This window comes from Subtercola sp. YIM 133946 (genome assembly GCF_036553535.1).
Taxonomy (GTDB): domain Bacteria; phylum Actinomycetota; class Actinomycetes; order Actinomycetales; family Microbacteriaceae; genus Subtercola.
Genome location: NZ_JAZHPE010000023.1, coordinates 25,755 through 38,759, shown reverse-complemented (window position 1 = coordinate 38,759; position 13,005 = coordinate 25,755). Strand labels below are relative to the sequence as shown.

Annotated in this window: 10 protein-coding genes; 8 read left to right on the top strand and 2 right to left on the bottom strand. The window is 63.0% G+C overall.

Annotated elements, in window-relative coordinates:
- Positions 1-162: 162 nt before the first annotated feature.
- Positions 163-1,482 (bottom strand): phenylacetate--CoA ligase PaaK, encoded by a 1,320-nt coding sequence (gene paaK / locus V3W46_RS08445; RefSeq protein ID WP_331782653.1) that lies wholly within the window; start codon positions 1,480-1,482, stop codon positions 163-165.
- Positions 1,483-2,319: 837 nt separating this feature from the next.
- Here paaK and V3W46_RS08440 point away from each other — a divergent pair.
- Complete coding sequence (locus tag V3W46_RS08440) at positions 2,320-2,445, top strand: hypothetical protein (protein WP_331782652.1); 126 nt, start codon at positions 2,320-2,322, stop codon at positions 2,443-2,445.
- Positions 2,446-2,536: 91 nt separating this feature from the next.
- On the top strand, positions 2,537-4,033 hold the full coding sequence (gene styD, locus V3W46_RS08435) for a phenylacetaldehyde dehydrogenase StyD (protein WP_331782651.1): 1,497 nt from the start codon (positions 2,537-2,539) through the stop codon (positions 4,031-4,033).
- Positions 4,034-4,070: 37 nt separating this feature from the next.
- Here the strand turns inward: styD and V3W46_RS08430 are convergent, their stop codons facing one another.
- Positions 4,071-5,087: a helix-turn-helix domain-containing protein gene (locus V3W46_RS08430; protein ID WP_331782650.1), complete on the bottom strand. Its 1,017-nt coding sequence runs from the start codon at positions 5,085-5,087 to the stop codon at positions 4,071-4,073.
- A 359-nt stretch (positions 5,088-5,446) separates the two neighbouring features.
- Here V3W46_RS08430 and V3W46_RS08425 point away from each other — a divergent pair, with 359 nt between their 5' ends.
- The 6 genes from V3W46_RS08425 (at position 5,447) to V3W46_RS08400 (ending at position 13,003) form a co-directional block, all read left to right on the top strand.
- On the top strand, positions 5,447-6,313 hold the full coding sequence (locus V3W46_RS08425; RefSeq protein WP_331782649.1) for a sugar ABC transporter substrate-binding protein: 867 nt from the start codon (positions 5,447-5,449) through the stop codon (positions 6,311-6,313).
- Between the two features lie 19 nt (positions 6,314-6,332).
- The gene (locus V3W46_RS08420) at positions 6,333-7,928 is read left to right on the top strand and encodes a sugar ABC transporter ATP-binding protein (RefSeq protein ID WP_331782648.1); all 1,596 of its coding nucleotides are present in this window, start codon (positions 6,333-6,335) and stop codon (positions 7,926-7,928) included.
- A gap of 68 nt (positions 7,929-7,996) precedes the next feature.
- Entirely contained in the window at positions 7,997-8,977 is a 981-nt protein-coding gene (locus tag V3W46_RS08415; protein WP_331782647.1) for an ABC transporter permease, read from the top strand.
- A 23-nt stretch (positions 8,978-9,000) separates the two neighbouring features.
- The gene (locus tag V3W46_RS08410; RefSeq protein WP_331782646.1) at positions 9,001-10,668 is read left to right on the top strand and encodes an amidohydrolase; all 1,668 of its coding nucleotides are present in this window, start codon (positions 9,001-9,003) and stop codon (positions 10,666-10,668) included.
- Entirely contained in the window at positions 10,665-11,687 is a 1,023-nt protein-coding gene (locus V3W46_RS08405) for a phosphotransferase enzyme family protein (RefSeq protein ID WP_331782645.1), read from the top strand. The genes V3W46_RS08410 and V3W46_RS08405 overlap by 4 nt, the downstream gene beginning before the upstream one ends.
- A complete protein-coding gene (locus V3W46_RS08400; RefSeq protein ID WP_331782644.1) occupies positions 11,684-13,003 on the top strand; it encodes an aspartate aminotransferase family protein in 1,320 nt (439 codons plus the stop codon). Before V3W46_RS08405 ends, V3W46_RS08400 begins: the two co-directional genes overlap by 4 nt.
- Positions 13,004-13,005: the final 2 nt, after the last annotated feature.

Here is a 13,005-nt window from a genome sequence, read left to right as displayed (position 1 = left end):
TGTCGGCGTAGTTGCAATCCCGGACTCGTGGTCAAGTTGAGCGTGTCATGTAGTTCGGGTTGCGAATCCTTGCTGTTCTGTCTCCCGAGGACACCAGCGAGCGGCGGCAATTGGCGCAGGTGGAAGCGTTCGTCGAGCGGCTCTAGAAGCAGAGCTCTTGGGTCAGCGGTTGTCGTGGACGCGCTTCAGCTTGCCGCCAGAGCGTTCGAGCGAGCCGGGGGCGGCGAGCTCGACAGTGACGCTTGAGCCGATTCGGGTTTTAATATCGCGGATGAGGGTGGCTGAGGCGCGTTCGCCATCGGCGGCACTGAGGCCCGGGGTGGGTTCGATGCGCACGGTCATGCAGTCCATGCGGCCCTGCTTGGTCAGTTCGAGTTCGAAGTGCGGCGACAGCCCGTCGATCGTCAAGGCGATCTCTTCGATCTGGGTGGGAAAGAGGTTCACGCCGCGCAGGATGATCATGTCGTCGTTTCGGCCGGTGATTTTCATGATGCGGCGCATGTTGGGCCTCGCAGTGCCGGGCAGCAGGGTTGATATGTCGTGGGTTCGGTACCGGATGATCGGCAAGGCTTCTTTGATCAAAGTGGTGAAGACGAGCTCGCCTTGCTGACCATCCGGTACCGCCTGCCCTAAGGCGTCGACGATCTCGGGGCGGAAGTGGTCTTCCCAGATGTGCGGCCCGTCTTTGCTTTCGATGCATTCGCTGCCGACGCCCGGGCCCATGACCTCGCTGAGGCCGTAGATGTCGAGCGCGTCGATGCCGAAACTGGCCTCGATGGTGGTGCGCATCTTATTGGTCCAGGGTTCGGCGCCGAGTACACCGACCTTGACGGTGCTGTCGCGGGGGTCGATGCCGCTTTGCCGGAGGGCATCGATGAGGGTGAGGAGGTAGGTGGGGGTGCACATGATGGCGTCGGGTTCGAAGTCGCGGATGAGTTGTACTTGTTTGAGTGTATTTCCGCCTGACATGGGTACGACGGTGCAGCCGAGCTTCTCGATGCCGGCGTGCGCGCCGAGACCGCCGGTGAAGAGGCCGTAGCCGTAGGCGTTGTGCACCATCTGGCCGGGGCGGATACCGGCGGCCCTGAGGGAGCGGGCCACGAGCCCGGCCCACCGATCGAGGTCGCCCTGGGTGTAGCCCACGACGGTCGGTAGTCCGGTGGTTCCTGACGAAGCGTGGATGCGGGCGACATTGGCGCGGGGTACGGCGAACATGCCGAACGGGTAGGTCTCGCGGAGGTCGTCTTTCGTGGTGAACGGCAGTTTTTCAAGGTCAGCGAGTTCGCGGATGTCATCGGGATGCACCCCGGCGGCGTCGAACTTGCGGGTGTAGATCGGCACGTTCTCGTACGCGCGGCGCACGGTCTGCTGCAGACGCACGAGCTGCACGGCCTCGAGCTCATCACGCGACATCCGCTCTTCGGCGTCGAGCTCGGCGGCCGCGGGAGCGTGCGCGCGGACTTTGTTCGTGAGTGATGACATAAAGCCCTCCAGTTTGGTGTTTGAGCGGTTGTGGTGAAAGCGGTTGGTCAGTGCGTGCGCGCACGTTCGGGCAGGTTCGTCGTGCGGATCCTGCCACCAAACTCGGCGGTGACTTGCCTGTCAGATGTGCCGCGCCGGAGCTCGTGACCGCGCTTCTCGGCGGTGACGTTTGGCGCCTTGCCGAGCCGGGCAGCGCCAGGAACGAGGTCTCCGTGTCGGCCGTGACCGAGACCGCGTCGCATTCGTAGGAGATCGCGGAGGGGGTGTCGGCGACCGAGAGGTGTCCTCTGTGCACGAGGTCGACGCCATTGAGCATGACTTGGCGGCTAGCCATCGAGACCGTACCGCGACCAGGTGGAGCGAAGAACACACGTATTCCGAGAGCCGCTGACGCTCGGTCGCGGGCGAACATCGAGGTCGCTCCGAGGAGGCCCATGTGGGGCGGGGGCCGGTGCCGACCTTCTCACTAATGTTCCTATCCTCATCGAGACTGTCGTCGTTTCATCGAGACTGTCGTCGCTGACCCTACTACGCCGACTGAACGTACGGTAAGCGCGCACGGAGGTGTGCGCATTCGGCACAGTGTTGTGCGTTTGGAGCGATGCCGACAGCTGCGATGGGGCGGATGCTCGAACCACCGGCCTCACACCCACTGAATGGTCGGTCAGACATGTTCGTGAAGGAGCAAAATGCAAGTGGACTACATCGTCGGTGCAGACTCAGCCCGCAGTGTTGATGCCCGGTGGCTCATCGAGGCCGGACACCCGGGCACGTGATCGAGGCAGCGATGGCCGACACCGATCCGAAAACCCGCAGTCCGCCGACCCGAACCTCCGTGTGCACGGAATCGACGACTTCCGGATGGCCGCCTCGTCGATCACGCCGCGCAACTCAGGCGACAACACGAATGCTCGGTCCGCCGTGATTGACGCGACACTCGCCGACATCCTCGGCGGCAAATGAGTCGTAGAAAATTCCCTTCAAGCCGACATCCTCGGCGGCGCCCTCAACACACCACCAACTCCGATATCAACATCAACGCAAGGAAATCCACATGACAATCGACAGCAACATCAGCCGCACTGACAGCGAACACGGCAGCTCGGACGAGCCCGTCTTCACCACCGGTCTTCTCATCAATGGAATCTGGCGTCAAGCGGACTCGACCTTCACCGACCTCAACCCGGCGACCGGGCAGCCGCTCGCCGAGGTGTCCGACGGGTCCGCCGCCGACATCGACGAGGCGGTCGCGGCCGCTCGAGCCGCTTTGAACGGCGAGTGGAAGACCACCCCGGGAGCCGTTCGCGGGCAACTCCTGAACCGCATCGCCGATCTCATTGAACGCGATGGGGCCTACCTCGCCCGCCTCGAGGCCCTCGACATCGGCAAACCCCTCGCCCAGCCTGGAATGCTCGACGTCCCGAATGCCGCAGCGACGTTCCGGCATTTTGCGGGCTGGGCCGACAAGGTCCAGGGCACCACGATCCCGACCGGGGGCGCGATGGGCCGCCCGACGCTCTCATACACGGTGCGGGAGCCGGTGGGTGTCATCGGCGCAATCGTGCCGTGGAACACTCCGCTGATGATCGCAGCATGGAAGATCGCGCCCGCCCTCGCGACGGGCAACACGATGGTCGTGAAGCCGGCAGAGGATGCTCCGCTCTCGATCTTGCACCTGGCGACGCTGATCGTCGAAGCGGGCGTGCCCGCGGGAGTGTTCAACGTCGTGCCCGGTTCGGGCCGGGTGGCCGGCGCGTCGCTGGTCGAGCATCCCGATGTCGACAAGATCAGCTTCACCGGCAGCCCCGAGGTTGGCCGGCACATTCAGATCTCTGCGGCCCAGACCTTCAAGCGGGTCACGCTCGAGCTCGGTGGTAAAACCCCGCAGATCATCTTCGCCGACGCCAATCTGGATGCCGCGATCGGCGGCTCGGCGATGGGACTGTTTTTCAACCAGGGTGAGGTATGTGCCGCAGGCACGCGCATTTTGGCGCATCGATCGGTGTACGAGCAGGTCGTTGACGGACTCGCGGGAGCCGCCACCGCCCAGGTGCTCGGCGACCCCTTCGATGGCGCGACCACAGTCGGGGCGCTGATCAACGAGAAGCAGCAGAAGAGCGTGCAGGCCTACATCGAGAAGGGCAAGGCCGAGGGTGCCCGGTTGGTGGCGGGTGGAGAGACGGGCAAATCCGAGGGCTTCTTTGTGCGCCCAACGATCTTCGCCGACGTCGACAACAGCATGGCGATTGCTCAGGAGGAGATCTTCGGCCCAGTCGGTGTCGTTATCCCTTTCGACACCGAGGAGGAGGCGATCCGCATTGCGAACGCCACTCCCTATGGGCTTGCGGCGAGTATTTGGACGTCAGATGTATCCATCGCGCATCGCGTAGCGGCGGAGGTGCGCGCGGGTGCCGTCTGGATCAACGGCTGGGCGGCCATCGATCCTGCGTTGCCGTGGGGTGGCATGAAGACGTCCGGCATCGGCCGCGAACTCGGCTACGCCGGCATCCTCGCGAACACCGAGGAGAAGGTCATCACCGTCGTCATGTAGCTATGTCGCTCTGCCAGCAAAAGCTCACCCCGCCGGATCACCTGGCGGGGTGAGCTGCCGCCCGGAAGTCGCTCGGCGAGAGCCCAAACTCGCTCCGGAATGCGCGGGAGAACCCCGCGGCATCCGCGAATCCCCGGGAGGCGCCAATCGCTGAAACGGATCGCTCCAACTGCGCGGGGTTGCCGAGGTCGCGGCGGGCCTGGTCCAGCCGCCGATGCCGGATCCAGCCGCTCACCGTCTCGTGGCGTCGTTCGAACAGCTTTTGTAAGTAACGCACCGATACATGGTGCGCGTCGGCGATCGAAGAGACAGTGAGGCTGGCATCGCCCAGATGCTCGACGATGTAAGACTCGATCTGCATCAGCAGGGCGCGGCGGCGACTCGCCTCGTCGGTGGCGACTGCCAGGCCGAGACGTTCGGCCAGTGTGGCAGTGACTAGATCGAGCACCGCGTCCGACAAGGGTATGCCGCCCGAGAGCGGCTGCGAGTCCAGCTGCCGGCTCATCTCGCGGAGAAAGCTCGAGGTGACGGCGCCTAAGCCGCGGCGACCGGAGAAGCGGGAGGCGGTGAGGGTGGACAGCGTTCCCCGGTCCAATCGCAGCAGCTCGGCCGGGAACATTACGACGAACATCGCGAACGACTGGTCAAAGTCGAGCACGTAGGGGCGAGTGGTGTCGTAGATGGCGAAGTCCCCAGGTGCCAGCGCGGCATCCCGGTCATCTTGTGAAATCACGCTGTAGCCGCGCAATTGCAGACCCAGCTTGATGAACCCCGGGTTGTTGCGGGCGATCGAGCGTACCGTGCGGCGCACAGAGACGGCGGAACCTGCAACGGTGTTGATCTCCGCCTGACCGAGCGACTGCGAAACAAGAGAACCGGAAAAGCCCGGCCCATCAGCCGATTCCTTAAGTTCGACGGTGAGTGGTACAAAGCTTTGACTGACTGCCTCCGTCCAGGCGTCGAAGCGATCGGGAGCGGAAAGAACCGAGCAGTCGAGCACGGCGCGGGAATAGGCACCATGCCCCTCAAGGGAGACAACAACCTCGTTCGTCATGCCTCTCAGTAACGCACACTTCAGAGTTGGCGGCCACTCCCGGCCCGCGACGCTCATGCAGACCAACGATCACGTTGGGCTCCGCGTCACGAGAGCAGGTCACCGGTCGACGAATATTTCATGTATGTAAAACTACACACGGAGTGTAGATATTTTACAGCGTGAGTGCTTATATGAACTAACTCGGTGTCCGCCGGGCCTCATACCACTTCATAGCAAGGACGATTATGCGTACCGAATCTCGACGTACCGCACGACTGGCCGTCGTCGCCTCCGCGGTGGCTCTGGTCGCGACCACTGCACTCAGCGGATGTTCGATGGCAAGCAGCGCGAGCACCCAAACCACAGGAACGGCCACAGTGCCGAAGACGATCGTCTTCGACTACCCGTACACGACGCTCCCGGTCTACCCAGTAATCTTGGCGGCGGCCAAGGCAAAGGCCGAAAGCCTCGGCTATGAGGTTCTCACCACCGACGATGGTGGCTCACTCGACAACCAGGTGGCAAATCTGACGACGATGGTCAACAAGGGCGTCGGCGCCATCGTCACATTCCCCATTGAATCGAGCGCCCTGACCTCGGTGCAGCAATCCGCTCAGGCCGCCGGCACGAAGTGGATCACCTACGGAGCCAACATGGACGGCGAAGACGGGTCGATCGATCTCGCCAACCAGGCATCGGGTTCGCAGATCGCACAGGCCCTTGGCGCCTACCTATCCGCAAAGAACATCACGACTGGCACGGTTCTCGTTCTCGGCAACGACACGGTAGAACTCGGTCGACAGCGCACCAGCGGCATGATCTCGGGACTCAAACAGTACGCGCCAGGCCTCACCGTCGTGCAAGATCTCGCGCTGGGTTCCGACGAGGGCGCTTCGGTGACCCAAGCCAAACTGGTCAGCGATCCGAGCATCGACTATGTGCTGGCTGTGAACGACGACACTGCCCTCGGTGCCGCGATCGCGTTTCAAGAAGCAGGCAAGTCGCTCGACACGAGCTTCATCGGCGGCAATGACGGCACACCGACGGTGCTGGGCGATCTGAAGACGAACAACAGCTTTATTAAGGCGACGATCGCCCTCGATCTGACGGCCATTGGTCAAGCTGTAGCGACAACGTCGGCCGCTGCGATCGAGGGTTCGACGGCGACGACCTACGCGGCGAAACCTGTGACGGCAACGCCGGACAGCACTAATCTCGACGCTCTGATCGCCCAGTTCAACTAACTCGGAAGTGAGAGCCGAGATGTCTACCACCGCAATCGATTCAGCTCCGGTGCGACTCGACGTGCGCGGGGCGGTGAAGCGCTACGGCGACTTCACCGCCCTCGCGGGCGTGGATCTCAGCGTCAGAGGTGGCTCAGTGCACGCTCTGCTTGGCCACAACGGCGCCGGAAAGTCGACGCTTATCGGATTAGTGAGCGGAGCCACGGCCCCAACGGCCGGCACCCTCATCGTCGACGGCATCGAACGCAATTTTTCGGGGCCCCGAGACGCCACCGCGGCGGGAATCTCGGTCATCCACCAACATCTCAGTCTTGTCGACTCGCTGACCGTGTCAGACAACGTTTTTCTCGGCGACGAGCGCACTGGGGCCGGATTCCTGCGTCGGCGTTGGCAGGCGGAAGAGACTCGCAAACTTCTCGATCAGATCGGCGCAACGTGTTCGCCGCACGACAATGTCGGATCGTTACCGACGGCTCAACGACAGCTGATCGAGATAGCGAAGGCGCTAAGGGCCGATTCGGGCATCCTCATTCTCGACGAACCAACTGCGTCGCTCTCTGACGTCGAGTCCAGGCGGCTCGGTGGCCTGATCGCACAGCTGCGAAGTCGCGGGCTGGCCATCGTCTACGTGACCCATCTTCTACAAGAAGTGGAACGCCTTGCCGACGATGTAACGGTGCTCGAAGACGGCCGCGTCGCCCATTCCGGGCCAGCGTCAGAACTCGACCGTGCCGACTTGGTGCGACTGATCTCCGGCGACAAAGGCACAGTTAGCGGCGCAAACAGAAGCGCAGACGCAGTCACAGTATCGTCGGCATCACCGCTCTCGACAGGGCACGCGGATGCCCGCCAGGACGCGCTCGTCGTCACTGCCTTGCGCGGCCCCGACTTCGGCCCCGTTGATCTGCGCGTCGCCCGTGGTGAAATCGTCGGCTTGTTCGGCATGCTCGGATCTGGCCGAAGCGAACTTCTGGAGACGATCGCCGGAGCACGTCGCGCCACAGCCGGAACTGTAACCCTTGACGATACGAATGCCGTGTTTCGCTCGCCGTACGCTGCAACGCGGCGAGGCGTGAGTTTCGTGAGCGGTGAGCGCGCCAGAGACGGCCTGCTCCATGGCCTCAGCCTCGCAGAAAATCTGCTCGTGGGCTGCATGGGTCGTCTGGCAAAGCATGGATTTCGCAAATCCAGCGCCGAACTGTCCACTCTGAAGGAGGCAAAGCGCCAGTTCGATCTCACCGCCCCCGATAATGTGCTCATCGGCTCGCTCTCGGGTGGCAACCAACAGAAAGTGATGCTCGCCCGGGCGGGCTCAGCATCGGCCCGACCCCGGGTACTCGTGCTCGACGGCCCTTCGCAGGGTGTTGACGTCGGCAGCAGAGCCGACATTTACCAAAGTCTCAAACGGCTTGCGAGCGACCACGGAACGGCCATCTTGTTCTCGTCATCCGATCCCGAAGAAATGCGCGACCTCGCCGACCGCGTCCTGGTGTTTCAGCGCGGTGCGATCATCGCCGAGCTGCCTATCGAACTCGCAACAGACTCCACACTGATACGGCTCGCCTCTCACGGTGCCGATCCAGCCCCAGCTCGCCTCGCAAAGGATGTCGCCTGATGACTGATACACGTTTGAACCCCGCAACAGCTGTTCAGCGGCCGGAGCCATCTCTTCACCCTTGTGAAGTGACGAAGACGCCGCTGCTTCCCCGGCTGGGGCGCCGACTGCGTTCCGGCGCGCTTCAGAACGTTCTTCTGCTCGGCCTGCTCGTGCTGATCGTGCTCTTTCAGCTCACGACAGGCGTCTTTCTCAACCCGGCAAACATCAGGGGCATCCTGCTCGACAGCGCTGTTCTGCTGATCGTCGCCGTTCCCGCCTCACTCCTGCTCATCTCCGGATTCGTCGATCTCTCGATCGGGTCGGTCCTCGGATTGGGAGGTGTTACCACCGCACTTCTCCTGACCACGACAACCCTCCCTCCGCTCATCGCCGTGCTCGTCGGGGTGGCGGCGGGGGCGGCCATCGGGTTACTCAATGCGACCCTCATCACTGTCCTGAAGCTTTCGCCCCTGATCGTGACGCTTGGCACACTCTCGCTGGCCTATGGCGTCACCCGGGGCGTCAGCAGCCTCCCACTATCCGGCTTTCCCCCTGAGTTCCGGGTGCTGGGCGGAAGCCTAATCGCAGGCATTCCGCTACCGGTCATCATCGCCGTCGTTATCGCCATCGCAGGATGGATCTTTGCCACTCGAACCCCGGCAGGGCGCCACGTCTACGCCGTCGGTGCCAATCCCTCGGCGGCGTACCTCTCCGGGCTTCGGGTTCGGCTCATCCCGTTCACTCTGTATGTCGTCGTAGCGGCAGCGGCCGCATTCGGCGGCATCGTCAGCGCCAGTCGCCTCGGAAGCGCCTCGCCCGGCACCCTCGGTGTGGGCTTCGAGATCACCGTTCTCACGGCCCTTCTTCTCGGCGGCGTCAATTTCGCCGGCGGCAGCGGTAGCGTCATCGGCGTAGTCATCGGCGTGCTGTTTCTCGGGGTGCTCCGCAACGGGCTCACCCTCATCGGAATACCCGACTTCTGGCAGGACATCGCCACGGGCGCCGTACTGGTGTTCGCGGCAGGCCTGAACTATCTCAATGCACGTCGGCTTTCGGCCCGACACTGACAGCCACGCGAAAGGAAACGACAATGAACAAGCAGATCGTCAGCCCGGAGCTGATCTTCACGAATGCCGCTATCTACACCGCCGGAGCGTCTGCGGGGTGGGCGAACGCGATCGCTGTTCGCGATGGAATAATCACGGCTGTCGGCGAGGCCGATCAAGTCGCCGAACTCTCCGGGCCCGACACGACTACGATCGATTTGGGCGGAAAAATGATGATGCCTGGCATCATTGACGTTCACACGCACCTCATGCTCGGCGGCCAATCGGCGGCGTGGGAGCTCGCAATCGAACCGACCGCGAGCATAGACGAAGTGATCGAAATCATCGCCCGTGAGGCCACATCGAGCGTGGCGGGCGCCTGGATCATCGGCGGGCTCGTCGGCAGCCTCGCGATGAACGAGATCACCAATGCGTCGTTCCTCGCCCGTCTCGATGCGGCCAGCGCCGGTCACCCCGTTCTGCTGCGCGATGACACGCAACACAACCGCTGGGTCAACTCCGTCACCCTCGGTCTGATGGGGGTCGACGACGACACACCCGACCTGCCTGGCGGCGTGTACGTGCGCGACTCCGACGGCAACCTCACGGGTGTCATGTGGGAGCTCGCGTCGCGGCACGCAGAAGAGGTCGCGATTTCGGCGACGCCGAATCAGGATGCACGTAACGCCGTTTCGGCACGCCGAGCGATCGAGGTGCTCAACTCCTTCGGCATCACGGGCACACAAGAAGCCGCGACCTTCGAATCGGCTTTGCGGGCGTTCCGCGATCTCGATCAGGCAGCGCAACTGAACGCATGGGTCGTTTCGTCCCTGCCCGCACGCGACTTCGTGATCGGCGTCGGTGATGTCGGCGAACGACTTTTCGACAAAGCCGAACAGTACCGCACCGAACATGTGCGACCCGACTTCGTGAAGGCTGTGGTCGACGGCATCCCCATGTCGTATACGGCCGCCTTTCTCGAGCCGTACGCGGGCTCACACGATCACGGGCACGCCTACCGTGGCGAGACATACTTCACCCTTCCCGATCTCGTGAGGCTTCTCGACACCTGCCACAGCCGTGGACTGGGCTGCAAGCTCCATGCCACGGGAGACGGTGCCGTGCGCCAGATTCTCGACGCCGTCGAAATCATCCGTTCGCTTCGCGGGCCCGGGCCGACGTTCCAGATCGCCCACGTCGAGTTCGTCAGCCCTGACGACCTGCCTCGCTTCGCTGAACTCGGCGTCGTGGCCGACATGTCACCGGCCATGTGGTTTCCGAGCCCGATGTCGTTGGCGATCGATGCGGTGCTCCCGCCCGATGTAATGAAACGCATGTGGCCGCTTCGAGAGCTGGTCGACAGTACGGCCACCGTGGCGGCCGGATCGGACTGGCCCTGCGCAATGCCGGTGCCCGACCCCTGGATCGGAATCGAAACGATGGTGACGCGCACTAACCCTGACGGCGCCTACCCGGGCGTGCTGAACGCCGATCAGGCGCTCACGCTGGCCGAAGTCATTCAGACCTACACGATCAACCCGGCAAAGGCGATAGGGCTCGGGTCTGTCACCGGCTCGCTGGAAGTTGGCAAGTCGGCCGACCTGATCGTGCTCAATCAGAACATCTTCGACATCGATCCCGCATGCATTCATGACACCAAAGTCGAACAGACCTACTTCGCCGGCCGGCTGGTGTACGAGGGCTCACAGTGACGGCCGTCGTGCTCGACGCGAACCTCGCCGAGCGCATCGTTAGGTTGGCGCTCCCGTACTGGAAAATAGCCGACGACGCAGTGGTGGTGTTCGTCAAGCATCGCGAAAACGTCGTATTTCGCATCATCGACGCAGAACAGCAGTTCGCGGTGCGCCTTCATCGACCCGGCTACCGGTCAGACGCCGAGATTCTCACAGAGGTGCGCCATATCGCTGCCCTCGGTGAACACGGGATGAGTGTGCCGTTCATTCTCGTCGCCACCACCGGGTCGCCGCTCGTGCACGTTCTGCACGGCGGTATCGACTTCCAGCTGGATGCACAGCGTTGGCTGGTGGGCAGTGCCCCGATGGGCGACATCGACACCGCCTTCGCGGGTACGACCACGCTGACGACGACGGATTTCAGAGCGCTGGGACGCGTCGCGGCGCAGCTGCACGAGACGACGCAACAAGTCGGAAAAGTACCGGGCTATACGCGCGGAGCCTGGGATGCGGCCGGCCTCGTCGGACCCACGCCGCTATGGGGAGATCCCCTCGAGCTTCGCGATAATGACATGCACGACCGAGCCGTGCTGACCCAGACCATCACGGCGCTGCGCGTTTCGCTTGGACAAGCCAGTACCCGAGCAGCGGTCTACGGCCCGGTACACGCCGACTTCACGCCAGAGAACGTTCTCGTGGTCGACGGCCGTCTCGTGGTCATCGACTTCGACGACTTCGGCGACGGCTGGAACATGTTCGATCTCGCAACCATCCTGTTCTTTTATACGCCCGATCCGCGTTACCCGTCGTTCCGCTCGGCGATGCTCGCCGGCTACACCTCCGTACGGCCCTTACAGCACGACGAGCCAGCACTTCTCGACGACCTTCTGATCGCGCGTGGGCTCACATACCTCGGCTGGACAGGGCAGCGCCGCGACGAAGACGGCATGGAATTTCTCGCCACCGACGTGCGGAGGCACGTCATCGCACTCGCAACCGAGTACCTCGATTCGTCCGCTAGACAAACCAGAACGTGAGCACCAACATGATCAGCACGACCACCGAAACCCTGCGTGTCGAGTCTCTGCTCGCGAGACGAGCAAAGACCATCGGCCGCTACTCGCCTACCTTCTACGACCTCCCGCTCGAAATCGTGGCCGGAGACGGGGTGTGGCTCACCGCGGCCGACGGCACACGGTATCTCGATGCCTACAACAACGTGCCCTGCGTCGGGCACGCGAACCGGGAGGTGCGCGAAGCCATTTCCGCTCAGCTCGAGCTCGTCAACTTGCACACCCGCTACCTCAACGATCGGGTGGTCGAATACGCAGAGCGTCTGCTCGACACGTTCCGAGGGCGATTGCAACGGATCTTCTTCACGAACAGCGGGTCGGAATCCAACGAATTAGCCCTCCGTATTGCGAACCAGCACACCGGCGCCACCGGCCTCATCGTGACCGATTGGAGTTACCACGGCAATACCACCAGCCTCGCCGTGGCCACGACCGCCCTAGAGTTCCGCGAACCTCTTGGAGACCACGTCAGGCCGGTCCACGTGCCAGACGCGACAGGGGCAGAACCGGCAGACGTGAAGAGACTGCTCTCTGCCGGACTGGCCGAGGTCGATGCCGCGATTTCCTCCTTGATCGCCGCCGGCCATGGCGTGAGCGCAGCCCTGTTCGACCCGCTCTTCTCCACAGAAGGCCTTGTTCAGCCGCCGGCGGGCTATGTCGAGGGCCTCTGCGAACGGGTGCACGCGGCCGGCGGGCTCGTCATCGCGGATGAGGTGCAGAGCGGCTTCGGTCGAGTCGGGGCGGTGATGTGGGGGCACGAGATGTTCGACATCGGACCGGATCTCGTCACCCTTGGCAAACCGATGGGTAACGGGCATCCACTTGGCGCCGTCATCACCACGACAGCGCTGCTCGACGAGTTCGGCTCACGCAACATGTATTTCAACACCTTTGCCGGAAGCCCTGTCTCTTCGGTAGCGGGCCTGGCGGTGCTCGATGTCATTCGCGACAAGAAACTCGTTGAAAGCGCACACAATCTCGGGCTCGTCATCTCAGAAAGACTGCAGCAGATCTCCCTTTCGCCGCACATCGGTTCGGTACGAGGAAGAGGACTTTATTTCGGGGTCGATTTCGTCACACCCGACAACCGTGCTGATACCGCCACCGCCAAGGCCGTCGTCGAAGATATGAAGTCACGCGGCGTTCTCATCAGCAGAATCGGTCGGGAGGGAAACGTTCTCAAGATGCGGCCCCCCATGGTTATCACTCGCGACGAGGTCGACCTGCTGCTCGACACGCTCGCGTCGTCGGTGTCGGCCATCGATGACAGCGATAATTGAAG

Excerpts from the sequence above, each read along its gene's own strand:
- V3W46_RS08430 (WP_331782650.1), bottom strand. The coding sequence starts at position 5,087 with ATGACGAACGAGGTTGTTGTCTCCCTTGAGGGGCATGGTGCCTATTCC.
- paaK (WP_331782653.1), bottom strand. The coding sequence starts at position 1,482 with ATGTCATCACTCACGAACAAAGTCCGCGCGCACGCTCCCGCGGCCGCC.
- styD (WP_331782651.1), top strand. The coding sequence starts at position 2,537 with ATGACAATCGACAGCAACATCAGCCGCACTGACAGCGAACACGGCAGC.
- V3W46_RS08410 (WP_331782646.1), top strand. The coding sequence starts at position 9,001 with ATGAACAAGCAGATCGTCAGCCCGGAGCTGATCTTCACGAATGCCGCT.
- V3W46_RS08420 (WP_331782648.1), top strand. The coding sequence starts at position 6,333 with ATGTCTACCACCGCAATCGATTCAGCTCCGGTGCGACTCGACGTGCGC.